Source organism: Mitsuokella sp. oral taxon 131 str. W9106, from assembly GCF_000469545.1.
GTDB lineage: Bacteria > Bacillota > Negativicutes > Selenomonadales > Selenomonadaceae > AWVT01.
Window position 1 is genome coordinate 186,134 of record NZ_KI273051.1, and the last position, 16,724, is coordinate 202,857.

Annotated in this window: 11 protein-coding genes; all 11 read left to right on the forward strand. The window is 57.2% G+C overall.

Translation table 11 applies throughout. The features are described 5' to 3' along the window. The first annotated feature begins 51 nt into the window (after positions 1–51). On the forward strand, positions 52–651 hold the full coding sequence (locus HMPREF1985_RS01495) for an N-acetylmuramoyl-L-alanine amidase (protein WP_021770655.1): 600 nt from the start codon (positions 52–54) through the stop codon (positions 649–651). 60 nt (positions 652–711) lie between these two features. Continuing rightward, positions 712–1,047: a hypothetical protein gene (locus HMPREF1985_RS01500; RefSeq protein ID WP_021770656.1), complete on the forward strand. Its 336-nt coding sequence runs from the start codon at positions 712–714 to the stop codon at positions 1,045–1,047. A 280-nt stretch (positions 1,048–1,327) separates the two neighbouring features. Then, entirely contained in the window at positions 1,328–2,485 is a 1,158-nt protein-coding gene (locus HMPREF1985_RS01505; protein WP_040636691.1) for a glucose-1-phosphate adenylyltransferase, read from the forward strand. A 40-nt stretch (positions 2,486–2,525) separates the two neighbouring features. After that, positions 2,526–3,632: a glucose-1-phosphate adenylyltransferase subunit GlgD gene (glgD, locus tag HMPREF1985_RS01510; protein ID WP_021770658.1), complete on the forward strand. Its 1,107-nt coding sequence runs from the start codon at positions 2,526–2,528 to the stop codon at positions 3,630–3,632. Between the two features lie 154 nt (positions 3,633–3,786). Further along, positions 3,787–6,252, forward strand: a complete 2,466-nt coding sequence (locus HMPREF1985_RS01515; RefSeq protein WP_040636693.1) for a glycogen/starch/alpha-glucan phosphorylase — start codon at positions 3,787–3,789, stop codon at positions 6,250–6,252. Positions 6,253–6,418: 166 nt separating this feature from the next. Continuing rightward, positions 6,419–8,665 carry a 1,4-alpha-glucan branching protein GlgB gene (gene glgB / locus HMPREF1985_RS01520; protein ID WP_040636695.1) on the forward strand — a complete coding sequence of 749 codons (2,247 nt, stop codon included), beginning with the start codon at positions 6,419–6,421 and terminating at the stop codon, positions 8,663–8,665. Positions 8,666–8,703: 38 nt separating this feature from the next. Next, positions 8,704–10,140, forward strand: a complete 1,437-nt coding sequence (gene glgA / locus HMPREF1985_RS01525; protein ID WP_021770661.1) for a glycogen synthase GlgA — start codon at positions 8,704–8,706, stop codon at positions 10,138–10,140. Positions 10,141–10,213: 73 nt separating this feature from the next. Further along, positions 10,214–13,669, forward strand: coding sequence for a 4-alpha-glucanotransferase (malQ, locus tag HMPREF1985_RS01530; RefSeq protein ID WP_021770662.1), 3,456 nt, complete (start codon positions 10,214–10,216; stop codon positions 13,667–13,669). A gap of 114 nt (positions 13,670–13,783) precedes the next feature. After that, positions 13,784–14,476, forward strand: a complete 693-nt coding sequence (locus HMPREF1985_RS01535; protein ID WP_021770663.1) for a hypothetical protein — start codon at positions 13,784–13,786, stop codon at positions 14,474–14,476. A 64-nt stretch (positions 14,477–14,540) separates the two neighbouring features. After that, a complete protein-coding gene (locus tag HMPREF1985_RS01540) occupies positions 14,541–16,121 on the forward strand; it encodes a DUF4127 family protein (protein ID WP_051349031.1) in 1,581 nt (526 codons plus the stop codon). A gap of 124 nt (positions 16,122–16,245) precedes the next feature. Beyond that, the coding region (locus tag HMPREF1985_RS10930; RefSeq protein ID WP_021770665.1) for an ArsB/NhaD family transporter at positions 16,246–16,724 on the forward strand (479 nt) is incomplete at its 3' end.

The following is a 16,724-nucleotide window of genomic DNA, read 5'->3' on the forward strand; positions in this document are numbered from 1 at the left end:
AAGCCATTCTATACTAAAAGTTGTTTCTAATCTTGAGACTGGGATGGCGCAATGAACCGCAGGGATTTTTTACGAAATGCGATATGCATGGGGGCAGGAGCCGTACTTGCCCCGCTTTTGCTTGCAGATCGGGTGGAGGCGGCGTGGCAGGAACCGGTGCCCTTTGGCGTGCCCGTGCGCGAGACGAATCTCTCGTTCGGCCCACTTGAAAACCGCACGCGCACGGATGCGATCATCGTCCACCATATCGGCAATACGAATGCGGATGTCTCGGCGGCGACGGTGCATGCATGGCACAAGGCAAACGGCTGGTCGGGCATCGGCTACCATTTCCTCATCCGCAAGGACGGCACGGTCGAGCGTGGGCGCCCGATGGATACAGTCGGCGCACATTGTTACGGCGAAAACAGCCACACCGTCGGCGTCAATATCGTTGGCAATTTCGAAGCGGCTTGGCCGGAGAAGGCTCAGCTCGACGCGGCGGCGCGCCTGCTTTGCGCGCTTAGCGTATACTACGGATTTGCGCCGCAGAAAAATACAATTTTCGGGCATCGCGACTTCAATGCGACGGCATGCCCCGGATGCAATCTCTACGGACTCCTGCCTGCGCTCATCGAGCAGGCGCATACATTCTACATGGCGGGGGGCTGAGCCATTGGGACTGGCCCGCCTTGCTCATGGCCAAACGGCGCGGATTCATAGGAGGAACGGATGCGTTATCGTTGGTTTGAACGGGATGTCCCGCAAAATGATCTCGGCCTTCCGATGACGCGTGGCGAGCAGGAAGAGGCGGATCGCGCGCGCAGGGAGCGGAAAACGCTGAAGCGCGGCGAAATGCTGGCGATCGTGCTGGGCGCGATTATCTTCCTCTACGGCTTCCATACGGATGATGTGCCGATGGCGCTTCTTTCGGCAGGGTTTCTCGTCTATGAGGTACGCCTGCTTGCTCCTTTTTTGCCGCCTGCCCTGCGGCGTCCTGCCTGCAATATGGCGCTCGGTTTCAGCATCGCGCTCTTCATTGGTACGATTGTGTTCACTTTCCTGTGATGAAAATCGCAGGATTTTTTTTGTGCAGCGAAAAGGATCTTACAATTCAGAAGAAACACGAAAAAAGAAATATTATTTTTTCGTGTTTTCGGCAGGAAAAATAATATTTTCAGCGAACTATATCATTATTAGGAACGATTGTATACTTCTTTTATTTTTTCTGCTACAATATATATAAATGGTGCTGGTTCCGTGGTGCTTCTCTCGCGGAGCAATCGGCGCTTTCTCGCAGACCGCAGGCAAGAGGGGGCGGGCCAACCAAATCCAAGGGGGACTTAATATGGGAAAAACAGAATGCTTGGCAATGATCCTGGCCGGAGGGCAAGGCAGCCGTCTCGGCGCGCTTACGAAAAAGATCGCAAAGCCCGCCGTTCCGTTTGGCGGCAAGTACCGAATCATCGACTTCCCACTCAGCAACTGTGCCAACTCCGGCATCAGCAAAGTCGGCGTGCTCACGCAGTACCGCCCGCTTGAACTCAACAACTACCTCGCGTCGGGCAGTGCATGGGATCTCGACACGCGCGAAGGCGGCATCTTCATCCTGCCGCCGTACGCGCGTGAAAAAGGCGCAGACTGGTATCGTGGCACAGCGGATGCCATCTATCAGAACCTCAACTTCATCGAACTTGCTGATCCGGAGTACGTGCTCGTGCTTTCGGGCGATCACATCTATACGATGGATTACTCGTGGATGCTCGAGTCGCACAAGATGCACAAGGCAGAGGCGACGATCGGCGTCATCGAAGTGCCTTGGAAAGAGGCGCCGCGCTTTGGCATCATGAATGCAAACAAGAAGACGGGGCGCATCGAGGAGTTCGAGGAGAAGCCGGCAAAGCCGAAAAGCAATCTCGCCTCTATGGGCATTTACATCTTCAATACCGATTATCTCAAGAAATATCTCGAAGAGGACGCGAAGGACGAGACGTCGAGCCACGACTTCGGCAAGAACATCATTCCGAAGATGCTCGCGGACGAAGGCCGTCTCTTCACCTACGCGTTTGACGGATATTGGAAGGATGTCGGGACGATCGAGAGCCTTTGGCAGGCGAATATGGATCTTTTGCAGGATGAGCCGCCGTTTGATCTTACCGGCGAGTGGCGCGTGCTTTCCTCAAATCCGTCTCTCCCGCCGCATTTCGTCGGCCCCGATGCGGAGATCAAAAATGCGATGGTCAGCGAGGGCTCGATGGTCCTCGGCAAAGTCGAGAACTCTGTCATATTCCCGGGCGTTCGCATCGGAAAAGGCGCGAAGATCACGAACTCCGTCATCATGCCGTCGACCGTCATCCGTGAGAATGCGGTCGTGGATCACGCCATCATCGCGCAGAACTGTGTCATCGAGGAAGGTGCCGCTGTCATGGGCGAGCCGGGCGCGATCACGGTCATCGCGGAGGGTGAGACCGTGGACGCAGCAGCAGGTGGCAAGCGCGTCGGCTAGGGACTGCTCCAAGAGTATGAAGAACGGAGTGAATTAGAGAATGAAGTCAGTCATGGGAATCATCAGCCTGCAGGAGGATAAGGGGCTGATCCGTGAGCTAACGGATCGCCGCGCTGTGGAGTCGCTCCCCTTTGCAGGCCGCTACCGCTTGATCGATTTTACGCTTTCGAGCATGGTCAATTCGGGCATCACGAGTGTCGGCGTCATGCTTCCGACCGCCCCGCGATCCGTATTGGATCACCTCCGCTCCGGCAAGGATTGGGATCTCGCACGCCGCCACGACGGTCTCTTCTACCTCCCCGCACCACAGGAAGAGGAGCTCAGCCGTCTCGGTGACCTCAAGAATTTCTACCATAATCTCGACTTTTTCGAGCACAGCGCGCAGAAGTACGTGCTGCTAGCGAGCGGAAGCTTCGTCTACAACATCGATTTCTCGGATCTCCTGCGCTTCCACCAGAATACGGGCGCGGACATCTCGATGGTCTACCACGTCGCGACGGAGGAGGAGACGGGGCACGACGTCATCCTTGAGACGGCGCAGAACGGTCTCGTGACGGACATCGCCGAAAAGCCGGCCGTATACGACGGCTCGAAGGTGTCGCTCGCCGTCTACCTCATGGAGCGCCGCATCTTCGTCGAGATGATCCGCTATACCTACGAGCACGGCGGACAGGATCTCCTCATGGACGGCATCATCCGCCGCGCGGCTGACTACAACATCTACGCCTGCGAGCACGACGGCTACGTCGCGCACATCGACTCGACGGCGTCGTTCTTCAAGTCGAACATGGACAGCCTGAGGCCTGAGATTTGGGAGGAGCTCTTCATGGGCGACCATCCGATCTACACGAAGATCAAGGACGAGGCTCCCGTCCAGTACAAGGGGACGGCAGCCGTTAGAAATTCGCTCATCGCCAACGGCTGCATCGTTCGCGGCGAGGTCGGGAATTCGATCATATTCCGTGGCGTCACGATTGAGGAAGGCGTCAAGGTCAAGAACTCGATCATCATGCAGCACAGCACGGTTCACGCTGGCTCGCTCCTCGAAAACGTCATCTGCGATAAGAACGTCGTCATCTCGAAGGAAAAATGGCTCAAGGGAGCGCCGAATTACCCTTTGATCATAGCGAAGAACACGGTGATTTGAAACGTATTGCCTACTGTTTGCCGTTGTGGATCGATTTCCCATTTTTGTTGGGAAATCGATTTACAACGGTTTATTTTTATATTACAATATAGTAGGGAGCCTCGTTTTTGAGCGCTTGTACGACCATGCAAGACCAAGCTAAGGAGTGTTTCACTTGGCACGAGAAACAAAAGAAAAAAAGCTGAAGAATCGTGAGTTTGAGAAGCTGAAGGAAAATATCCGCCAACGTTTCGTGAGCACGGCACGCGCTGTCTACGGCCGCGACATCGCCGATCTCTCGGCACACGAGATCTACCAGACTGTCGCCAATACGGCGCGCCAGTTCATTTCCGAGAACTGGATCCGGACGAATAAGATTTACAGCGAGCGCCAGGAGAAGCAAGTCTTTTACTTCTCCATCGAGTTCCTGCTCGGCCGCCTGCTGAAGTCGAACCTGATCAATCTCGGCATCGAAGAAGCGGTGAAGGAGGTCCTCGCGGGCTTTGACCTCGATATTGCCAAGACGTTCGAGGAGGAGCCGGATGCCGGCCTCGGCAACGGCGGCCTTGGGCGTCTCGCCGCGTGCTTCATCGATTCGATGGCGGCGCATCGTTTGCCGGGGCACGGCTGCAGCATCCGTTACAAGTACGGTCTCTTCGAGCAGAAGATCATCGAAGGCAATCAGGTCGAGATTCCGGACAGTTGGCTTCGCGACGGCTTTGCGTGGGAGTACCGCAAGCCGGATAAGAGCATCGATGTCAAGTTCTACGGCAATGCCTACATAAAGAGACTTGCGGACGGAAGCCTCAAGCCCGTCCACGAGAATCCGATGGTGGTCATGGCCGTTCCTTACGATGTGCCGATCGTCGGCTACCACAACCGCACGGTCAACACGCTTCGCCTTTGGAACGCGGAGGTCAACCGCGATTTCTCGGACTACGGGCGCCTCACGCAGGAGCAGATTCGCCAAAAGAGCGAGTACCGCCGCTTCGTCGAGAGCATCACGCAGTACCTCTACCCGGATGACCGTACGGAGGACGGGCGGCGCATGCGTCTCATTCAGGAGTATTTCATGGTCTCCGCCGGCGTGCAGAGCATCGTCCGCCACTACCTCAAGACGGGGATGGACATCCACAAATTCGATCAGAAGGTCGCAATCCACATCAACGACACGCATCCGGCGCTCTGCGTCGCAGAACTCATGCGCATCCTCGTTGACGAGCAGAAGCTTGGCTGGAAGGAAGCGTGGGCGATCACGAAGGGGACGATCGGCTACACGAACCACACGATCATGCCCGAGGCGCTCGAGAAGTGGCCCGTGGATATGTTCCGCAATCTCCTGCCGCGCATCTACATGATCGTCGACGAGATCAACCGACGCTGGCTCATCGACGTGCGCGAGCGCTATCCGGGCAACGAGGAGAAGGTGCGCGCGCTCTCGATCATCGAGTGCGGCGCCGTGCACATGGCGCGTCTCTCGATCGTCGGCAGCCACAGCGTCAACGGCGTCGCGAAGATCCATACGGATATCCTGAAGTCGACGACGCTGCACGACTTCTACGAGTACGACCCGAAGCTCTTCAACAACAAGACGAACGGCATCACGCATCGCCGCTGGCTCATGAGCGCAAACCCGGAGCTTTCGAAACTCATCGATGCGACGCTCGGCAGCCATCGCTGGCATCGCCATCCGGAGCAGCTCGACATCCTGAACGACTACGTCGACGACAAGCCGTTCCTCCAGAAGCTCGCCATGATCAAGCGCATCCGCAAGGAGGCGCTCGCGGCGTACGTCAAGGAACACAACGGCATCGAGGTGGACCCGGACAGCATCTTCGATATTCAGGTCAAGCGCATCCATTCCTACAAGCGCCAGCTCATGAATATCCTGCACATCATGTACATCTACCACCGCCTCAAGACAGACAAGCACTTCGACATGATCCCGACGACGTATTTCTTCGGCGGCAAGGCAGCGCCTGGGTACTACGTCGCGAAGAAGACGGTGCATCTCATCAACTCCGTTGCGGAGAAGATCAACAGCGATCCTGTGATCAGCAGCAAGATCAAAGTCGTCTTCATCGAGAACTTCGGCGTCTCGATCGGCGAGATCGTCTATCCGGCGGCAGATGTCTCGGAGCAGATTTCGACGGCATCGAAGGAAGCGTCGGGCACGGGCAACATGAAGTTCATGATGAACGGCGCGATCACGCTCGGCACGCTCGACGGCGCGAACATCGAGATTCGCGAGGCGGCGGGCAAGGAGAACTTCGTGCTGTTCGGCCTCACGGCGGCCGAAGTGCTCAACTACTACGCGACGGGCACGTACTCCGCATGGGATGAGTACAACACGAATGACAATGTGCGACTCGTCGTCGATCAGCTCGCCGATGGGACGTATGGCGACTTCCAGTCGCTGTTTGACTATCTCATCCATGCAAATGATGAGTTCTTCATCCTGAAGGACTTCAACGCGTACTGCAAGGCGCATGAGGAAGTGCAGCGCCGTTACGCGGACAAAGGGGCATGGCTGAGGTCTGCGGCGATGAATATCGCCAATTCCGGCAGGTTCTCGTCCGATCGCACGATCGACGAGTACGCGAAGGAAATTTGGCAGGTAAAGCCTGTCATGATCCAGTGATCCAGGAGACAGGGAGAAACGTCTTGACGACGAAAAAGCGATGACAAAATCCGCGGGTGGGTGGTGCTTTTTGCACCCGCCCTCTGATTTTCGAGGATTGCGGCAGAGTGATCGCAGGCACGATGAGGCAGCAGTCCTGGGCAAGGAATACAGAGGGGGATTTATGATGAAAACATCCGATTTGAGCGAATTCGATTTATACCTGTTCCATCAGGGCACGAATTACCACGCATACGAAATGCTCGGTGCACACCGCGTGGAGCGCGACGGCAAGAAGGGGATCCGGTTTGCTGTTTGGGCGCCGCACGCGAAGTCGGTCAGTGTCGTCGGCGAGTTCAACCACTGGGATACGCGCACGAATGGCATGACGCGCATACGCGACGGCGAGATTTGGGAGACTTTCATCGAAGGGGTCGAAGACGGCGCGACGTACAAGTATGCGATCGAGCCGCAATGGGGCGGTCCCCACATCATGAAAGCAGACCCGTATGGATTTTATGCAGAAAGGAAGCCTGCGACGGCATCGCGCATCTACGACATGAGCCGTTACGAATGGCACGACGGTGCGTGGGCAGAGCGGAAGAAGAAGGAATCCTCCTACGAGCGTCCGATGCTGACATACGAGGTCCATGCAGGTTCATGGCGCCGCGGCGGCGAGGGCGAGTACCTCTCATACCGTGACCTTGCCGACCAGCTCATCGCTTACGTCCTCGACATGCACTATACGCACATCGAGTTCATGCCGCTCTGCGAGCATCCGTTTGACGGCTCGTGGGGATATCAGGCGACGGGCTATTACGCCGTCACGAGCCGTTTCGGCACGCCGGATGATTTCCGCTACCTCGTCGACAAGGCACATCAGGCGGGCATCGGCATCATCATGGACTGGGTCCCCGGACATTTCTGCAAGGATGAGCAGGGGCTCCGCCACTTCGACGGCATGACGCTCTACGAGTCCGACAACGAACAGCTCGCCGAGAACTGGGAGTGGGGCACGACGAACTTCGACTACGGGCGGACAGAGGTGCAGAGCTTCCTGATCTCGAATGCGATGTTTTGGTTCGAGGAGTTCCATATCGACGGCCTGCGCATCGACGCGGTCGCGAACATGCTCTACCTCAACTACGGCAGGAAAGACGGCGAGTGGACGCCGAACAAATACGGCGACACGGGCAATCTCGAGGCGATGGACTTCATCCGCAAGCTCAACGAGACGATCTTCCGCTACCATCCGCAGGCTCTTATGATCGCCGAGGAGTCGACGGCATGGCCGCTTATCTCGAAACCCGTATATATGGGCGGCATGGGATTCAACTACAAATGGAACATGGGCTGGATGAACGACATGCTCAAGTACGTGTCGCTCGATCCCATCTACCGCAAGTGGAACCATGACAAGGTCACATTCTCCTTGATGTATGCATTCAGCGAGAACTTCGTGCTGCCGCTATCGCACGACGAGGTCGTGCACGGCAAGTGCTCGCTCATCAGTAAGATGCCCGGCGACTATTGGCAGAAGTTCGCGGGGCTGCGTACGTTTTTCGGCTACTGGATAGCGCATCCCGGCAAGAAGCTCCTCTTCATGGGCGGCGAATACGGGCAGTTCATCGAGTGGAACTACGACGACAGTCTCGACTGGCACCTTGTCGAGCAGTATCCGATGCACACGAAGATGCTTGCCTACAGCAAGGCACTCAATGCATTCTACTGCGACAACAAGGCACTGTGGCAGGTCGACTTTGACTGGAACGGCTTCCAGTGGATCGACTGCAACGATAACGACAACAGCGTCGTGTCGTTCATCCGCAGGGCGGAGAACGCCGATGACTTCCTCATTGCGATCTGCAACTTCACGCCGGAGGTTCACTACGGCTACCGCATTGGCGTGCCGCAGAAGGGAGGCTACCGCGAGGTGTTCAACTCGGATGCGGAGGAATTCGGTGGAAGCGGCGTAAGGAATGCGGACGTGCTCCAGAGCGAGGATATCCCGTGGCATGACCGCGAGCAGTCCATCACGCTCACGATCCCACCGCTCGCGACGATTTATCTCAAACTCGATGGCCAAACGGGAGCAAAGACGTCTTTTGACGCGGCTTCGGCGGATCGGATGGCCGTGAGGCAGGAAAAGAAAGATTCCGCCAGGAAAGCGGAAGCCGCCGGAGCCAAACCGAAACACACGCGACGCACGGCTGCGAAAACGGTGTCGGCCGATGCGGCGAAGACGACGAAAGCAACAAAGGCCGTGAAGGCAAAAGAAAGGAAAGCAACGAAGCCTGCAGCCGTGAAGGAGGAGAAAGCGGCGACAAAGACAAAGAAGAGGGGAGCCGCAAAGACGACTGCCAGGAAAGCTGCAACAAAGAAGACGACTGCCGAAAAGACGACGAAAAAGAAAGTCGCATCCGGCAAAGCTTAACTAAATCCGAAGGCATTTGTGCAAAGGGGGTTCTTGTTATGAAAGTTCTTTATGTAGCATCCGAAGCAGTTCCTTTCGCCAAGACGGGGGGGCTTGCCGATGTGGCAGGATCGCTTCCGCAGGCACTCCGTGCAGAGGGGCACGACGTCCGCGTCATCATGCCGAAGTTCGGCATGATCGCGGAGAAGTACCGCAATGTGATGGAGCACGTTTACGACGGCGAACTGAACGTCGCATGGCGCAAGAAGTTTGTCGGGCTTGACCAGTACGAACATAAGGGCGTCACGTATTACTTTGTCGATAATGTGGAGTATTTTGGACGCGATGGATTCTACGGATATGACGATGACGCAGAGCGCTTCTCGTTTTTCTGCCGGGCCGTCCTCAATCTCCTGCCCGCGATGGATTTTTGGCCGGACATCATCCATACGAACGATTGGCATACCGGCCTCGTCAACGTATTCCTCAAGCTTGAGCATCATGGCGACGCGCGCTATCAGAATATCAAAACACTCTATACGATCCACAATCTCAAGTACCAAGGCGTGTTCCCAAAAGAGGTCATGAGCGATATGCTCGGTCTCGATTGGAAGTATTTCAACAACGGCGATCTCGAGTTCTACGATGCCGTCAACTTCATGAAGGGTGGGCTCGTCTACGCGGATGCCATTTCGACGGTCAGCAAGACGTACGCCGAGGAGATTCAGTACGAATACTTCGGCGAGCGTCTTGACGGACTGCTCAGGAGCCGCAAGGATGATCTTTACGGCATCGTCAACGGCATCGACTATGAGACGTACGATCCGGCGAAGGATAAGAATCTCTTCGTGAAATACGACGTCAATACGATTGAGGCAAAGTTCGACAATCAGGTCGCGCTGCAGAAGCAGCTCGGACTCCCCGAGAGCCGTCGGACGCCGCTCGTTGCGATCATCTCGCGCCTCGTGCAGCCGAAAGGCATGGATCTCATCGTCCGCATGATGGATGAAATCCTGCAGCATGAGGATATTCAGTTCGTCGTGCTCGGCACGGGCGAAAAACGCTACGAAGACTGGTTCAAAGGACTTGCATGGCGCTTCCCGCGCAAGGTGTCGACGAATATCTTCTTCTCAAATGAGCTCGCGATGCGCATCTATGCGGGGGCGAGCATGTTCCTCATGCCGTCCGACTACGAGCCGTGCGGCATCGGACAGCTCATCGCGATGCGTTACGGAACCATCCCCATCGTTCGCGCGACGGGCGGACTCAAGGACACCGTCCATCCGTACGACAAGTTCACAAAAGAGGGAAATGGATTCCTCTTCGACGACTACAATGCACATGAGATGATGTACGCATTGAAGCGCGCCCTGCGCTTCTACCGAAGCTACAGCGTTTGGAAGCAGATCGTGGAAAATGCGATGCGCGCGGATTACAGTTGGGCGGAGTCCGCCAAGGAATACACGAAACTTTACGAAACGCTCATCGCACGATAAGAACCTTATGGATACAAGAGGGGCAGCGTCGCTGCCTTTTCTTGTGCAGGCTATGCATTAAGGAGGCACAGTTGTGCTGACGAACAACCAAGTCGAGCATAATTCCCAAAATACCTATTACCGCTGCCCGATCGGTGCGGCGGAGGCGGGGACGAAGGTGAAGATTGGCATACGCCTTCGCACGAAGGCCGCTGTTCAGCAGGTGCTCCTGCGCATTTGGCAGGAACGCACGGGAGAAAGGCTTGTCCCGCTCAAGACCGACGCGAATTTCGATGCGGAGGAGAAGTATTACTGTGGGCACGCCGATATGCCGGAGAAAGGCTGCCTCGTGTGGTACTACTTTATCATTGTGGCGGCGGATGGCACGACGTATTACGGCAACAACAGCGAGCAGCTCGGTGGCTTCGGCGAAGTCGCCGACCACGTGCCGCCCTCGTATCAGATCACAGTCTACAACAAGGGCGCCAAGACGCCGGACTGGTTCAAGCATGCAGTCATGTACCAAATCTTCCCCGATCGATTCTGCCGTGAGGGCGCGGAGATCATCGAGAAGCGCGGCGCGGTATTCCACGCGTCGTGGAAGGACGATCCATGCTACTACAAGGATCCCGATACGAAGGAAATCGTCGCCTACGACTTTTTCGGCGGCAATTTGCGTGGCATCGCGTCAAAGCTCGACTACCTGAAGTCGCTCGGCATTTCCGTCATCTATCTGAATCCCGTGTTCGAGTCGGAGAGCAATCACCACTACGATACGGGGGATTACCATAAGATCGATCCGATCCTCGGTACGAACGAGACGTTCCGCAAGCTCGTCAAAGAGGCGAAGGACAAGGGAATCCGCATCATCCTTGACGGCGTTTTCAGCCATACGGGCAGCAACAGCCGTTACTTCAATCGGAACGGCACGTACGATACGGTCGGTGCGTTCCAGTCGAAGGAATCGCCGTATTACGAGTGGTACAGCTTCCGCAATTTCCCATACGAATACGAGAGCTGGTGGAACTTTAGCACCCTGCCGAACGTCACGGAGACGAAGCCTTCCTACATGGACTTTATCATCCGCGGCGAGGACAGCGTCCTGCATCACTGGATGCACGAGGGCATCGCAGGCTGGCGCCTCGATGTCATTGACGAGCTGCCTGCGATGTTCTCGCAGAGCTTTTTCGCGGAACTCAAGAAGACGGATCCCGATGCCGTCATGATTGGGGAGGTCTGGGAGGACGCGTCGCACAAGGTCGCCTATGGAACGCCGCGCGAGTACCTCTGCGGGCAGGAGATGGATTCGGCGATGAACTATCCGTTCCGCAAGGCGCTCCTCGACTTTTTGCTCGGGCGCGACGACGGCATCCATGTCATGCGCCGTCTCGAGAGCCTGCGTGAGAACTATCCGAAGGAAAACTTCTACGCGATGATGAATCTCATCGGAAGCCACGACGTGCAGCGCGCCGTTACGCTCCTCGGTGAGGCGGCGTACTATGACGGCATGCCCGCTGTCGAGCAGAGCCGCTCGCGCCTCTCCGATGAGCAGCGCAAGGTCGGCCGCGCGCGGCTGCGCATGGCAGCGCTTTGGCAGATGACGTATCCCGGCGTGCCGTGCATCTACTACGGAGATGAGATCGCGATGGAGGGATTCAAGGATCCGTACAACCGCCGTCCGTACGACTGGGAAGGCGGCGACACGGCGATGCGCGAAGTGTTCCGCTCGTTGATCCAAATGCGGAATGCGCACGCCGCACTCCAAACGGGCGAGTTCCTGCCGCTGCACGAGGAGCGGGATGTCATTGCCTATGCGCGCGTCATTCGCAGCGGGCGCGATGCATTCGGCGGGGCAGCTAAGGACGAGGCGTTCATCGCCGCGTTCAACCGAAACAGCTCGGAGACGCATACGGTCGAGCTCAACGTCAGCGACTTTGCCGACGGCACGTTCGTCGACGCGTTCGGCAGCGGCACGGCGATCCCTGTCGTGCGCGGCAATCTGAAGGCCACGCTGCCGCCGCTCGCGGGCATGCTGCTTGAGCACCATCGCGCGCCGCGGAAGCACGCGCGAAAGGCGGGCGTGCTCCTGCACATCACCTCCCTGCCGTCGAAATACGGCTGCGGCGACCTCGGAAAGGAGGCGTATGCATTTGTCGACTTTCTCGCAGAAGCGGGACAGTCGATCTGGCAGGTTCTTCCGGTGGGACCCGTCGGATATGGCGAATCGCCGTATCAGTCGCCGTCCGCCTTTGCCGGCAATACGATCTTCATCGACATCGACGGTCTCATCGCGCACGGCTGGCTCACATCAGCAGAGGCGCGCGTGACGTTTGCGAATACGAGTTCCTTCGTCGATTTCGAGCTCGTACGCAACTTCAAAAAGAAATGTTTCCGCAAGGCGTTTACGCGGTTCCAAAAAGATGCGGCCATAAAGGCGGACTACGCGGCGTTCTGCGCGCGCGAGTCGGACTGGCTGGAGGACTACGCGCTTTTTACGGCACTCAAACGCGAGTACCGCGGTGCCGCGTGGATGGAATGGCCTGCCTCAGTCCGCAGCCGCGATGCAAAAGTGCTTGGCGACATGAAAAATCGCCTGCGCGAATATGTCGACTACGAAATGTTCTTGCAGTACGTATTCGATTCGCAGTGGAGAGACCTGCATACGTACGCAAAGAAAAAAGGCATTTCCCTCTTGGGCGACATGCCGATCTTTGCTGCGCAGGACAGTGCGGACGTCTGGGCGAATCCCACGCTCTTTGATCTCAATGCGGACGGCACGGCACATACCGTCGCGGGCGTCCCGCCCGACTATTTCAGTGCGACGGGGCAGCTTTGGGGCAACCCGCAGTACGATTGGCAGGCGATGCAGGCAGATGGCTACGGTTGGTGGAAGCGCCGTCTGAAGCGGCTTTACACACTCACTGACATCGTGCGCATCGACCATTTCCGCGCGTTCGAATCGTACTGGGCAATCGATGGCAAGGCGGAGACGGCGATCAACGGACGCTGGGTTCCAGGTCCCGGCAAGGCGTTCTTCGACTCGGTGCGTGAGGAAATCGGCGATCTCCCGATCGTGGCAGAGGATCTCGGCATCATCACGGACGCCGTCGAAGCGCTCCGCGAGTCGTGCGGTTTTCCCGGCATGAAGGTGCTTCAATTCACGCTCTTCTTTCATGAGCACGGCAGGCTTGGCTTCGTCGCGCCCGAAAACAGCGTCGTATATACGGGCACGCATGACAACAATACGACGGTCGGCTGGTTTACGCAGGACATCGATGAGATGCTTCGCGCCGCCGTCGCGGAGCTTGTCCATGCCGATGCCACAAAGCCGAAGGAGGTCGCGGAGGCGCTCATTGCGTTCGCCTATGCCTCGGATGCGCGCATGGCGATCATCCCCATGCAGGACCTCCTTGCGCTCGACGAGCGCGCCCGCATGAATACGCCGAGCACGGTCGGCATCAATTGGAAATGGTGCCTGAAGCCGGACTATCGCGTCCTCCTCGATGCGAAGAAGATCCAAAAGCTCTGCAAGACGTACGAGCGAATCTGATCCGATCGCGGCAGGGCAGGCAGAGGGAAAAGAGGAAACGCATCGAGTTTCCTCTTTTTTTCATCAATTTGTGGTATGGTATGCGGTGTGTGTTCCAAAGAGAGGCGATACGAGATGGACATACCGGCAAACTGGACGCAGACGATTGAATCGGTCGACTGGTCCCAGATCGCAAAGAAGGTCGAAGACTACGGCCCCGCGATCTCCGTTTTGCGCGAAACATGGTCGAAAGAGACGCTGCAGGAGATGGCGGCCGGCAAGGTCTTCGTGCCAGACGACGTATTGAACGAGGCGATCAAGAAGCAGATCCCAGCAGATGGAAACGTTGCGGCGATTCGGCTCCACGGGCAGGAAAACGGCAGGCTGTACGTGCGCATTGAGACGCGGAAAAAGGATGCCGTCGAGCTCACGGGCGAGATCAAGGAGTTTTGCCATCGAGGAGATACGTCCTACATGGTCTACCATGTTCGCGAACGCAATCTTCCGGGGCACGGGCTCATGTCGTGGGTCTTCTCGCGCATTTCGCTCTCTATGGCAGAGCGCCTTGTCGGCAGGATCGAGACGCCCGAGGGGATCCCCGTCATGATCCACGGCAATACCGTCCGCGTTGATTGCAGCGCCGCGCTTTCCGAGTCGGACTTCGGAAAGACAGAGTTCCAAGGGCATCGGCTCCTCGATATGGTAGAGATCGACGGCGCACGCCCGAAGGAGGGCGGGATCGAGCTTCAGACGAAGCTCGACGTGCCGGATGACGTGCAAGATGCCCTGAAGAATGTTCTCAAGGAAAAAGCCGAAGCATCGGAGTGAGGAAGGAGAAAATGATTTGAAACGAAAAGTTCTCGCATTTATTGCTGTGGTTTGCGTGCTCGGCATGACGATGCCAATGGCGCAGGCGAAACATCATGCAGAGAAGAAAGTACCGAAGATTGTCTACATCCCACACGACAATCGGCCCATTTCCGACAAGCAGACGGCAGAGGTCGTGGCGAAGCTCGGCTACGATGTCGTCGTGCCGCCGAACGATATGCTCGGCAGCCGCGAGGATCTCGGACATCCTGCGGCACTTTGGACGTGGCTTGAGGAGAATGCGGCGGATGCCGATGCAGCGGTCATTTCGTCCGACTCGATGCTTTATGGCAGCCTCGTCGGCTCGCGCAAGCACGAGTACGCGAAGGAGGAAGTCACGCGGCGTGCCAACGCGTTCGAGACGTTCCGCAAGGCGCATCCGAAACTGCCGCTCTACGTTTTCGGCTCGATCATGCGCACGCCGCGCACGGGCGAAGCGTCGGGGCACGAGGAGCCTGCCTACTACCGCAACTACGGCGCAGACATCTTCCGCTATACGGTGCTAAAGGATAAGGAGGAGGTGGAAGGTCTTTCCCCACGCGAGAAGAAGGAGAAGGCCTTTCTCATGCGTCTCATCCCACAGAAGTCGCTCGCGGACTGGATGGGCAGGCGCGAGAAGAATTTTGCGGCGAGCGAGGAGATGATCGCGCTCACGCGAAAGGGCGTCTTCAATTACTTCGTGCTCGGGCGCGACGACAACGCGCCGTACTCGCAGACGCACCTTGAGAGCCGCCATCTGCAGGAGGCGGGCAAGGATCTCGGCAAGACGCGCTTCCAATCGATGGCGGGCATCGACGAGATGGGCATGCTCATGCTCGCGCGCGCGGTCAACGACATGAAGCGCGAGGTTCCCTTCATCTACGTGCGCTACAACTGGGGCAAGGGCGACTACACGGTTCCTACGTACTCGGATGAGAAGATCGGCGATTCGATCGCATCGGCGATCACGGCGATCGGCGGCATGATGGTCGCTTCGCCGGAGAAGGCGGACTTCGTGCTCGCGGTCAACACGAACCCAAACGGCAAGACGTACGAGGCAAATGACCCCATGAACGATGGCACGCCACGTGAAGGTACGAAATACTTCGCCGATATTGTTTCCGACTATGTCGGACGCGGCTATCCCGTCGGTGTCGCCGATATCGCCTATGGAAACGGCTCGGACAACGCGCTCATGGAAGAGATGAAGAAGCGGGGGCTGCTCTTCAAGATTCGCGCTTATTCGGGCTGGAATACGGCGACGAACAGCACGGGCTTTGTGCTCGGCACAGGCGCGCTCGTGAAACACATGGACAACGACGGTGTCGATGCGCTCCTCGTGACGCGCTACCTCGACGACTGGGCGTATCAGGCGAACGTCCGAAACACAGTCGCGCGCCAGTTGACGTGGCTGCGCGGTGACGGCGTCTACGGCAATCTTGGCTCGAAGCTCGATTCGGTGTCGGTGCGCACGACGCGCCTCATGCAGCGCTTTGTCGAGGATAACCTGCCGCCGCTCCCGACGCTCGAAGAGATCGAGGTCCGGTTCCCGTGGAACCGCATGTTCGAATCCGATATCATTCACGAACCGCATCGCGAGATCCCTTACTTCAAGCAGCGCGGCTGATCATCGAATTTTTCCTTGCATGATACCGAAAGGTTATGCTATGCTATAGAAAATCATATCGAGAAATAAGGCGGAGTCTGTTCACAAACAGGCTTCGTCTATTGTTTTCCAAAGGAGGCATCTTATGGAAGTTATGGCAGGTGGCATTTTCGTCGTCATGTACGCGGTCATCGTATCGGAAAAGATCCATCGGACAGTCGCGGCGATGGTCGGCGCGATCCTCATGATTCTCGTTGGGATCCTCGATCAGGAGACGGCGCTCCATCACATTGACTTCAATACGCTCGGCCTGTTGATCGGCATGATGATCCTCGTCAGCGTGACGAGCCAGACGGGACTTTTCGACTACGTCGCCATCAAGGCGGCAAAGCTCGCGAAAGCGGAGCCGCGCAGGCTGCTTCTCTACCTCGGACTGCTCACTGCCGTGTTCTCGGCATTCCTCGACAACGTCACGACGGTGCTTCTCATGGTACCTGTGACATTTGCGATCACGATCAAGCTGGAGCTCAAGGTCGTGCCGTTCCTTTTGACGCAGATCATCGCGTCGAATATCGGCGGCACGGCGACGCTCATCGGTGACCCGCCGAACATCATGATCGGCAG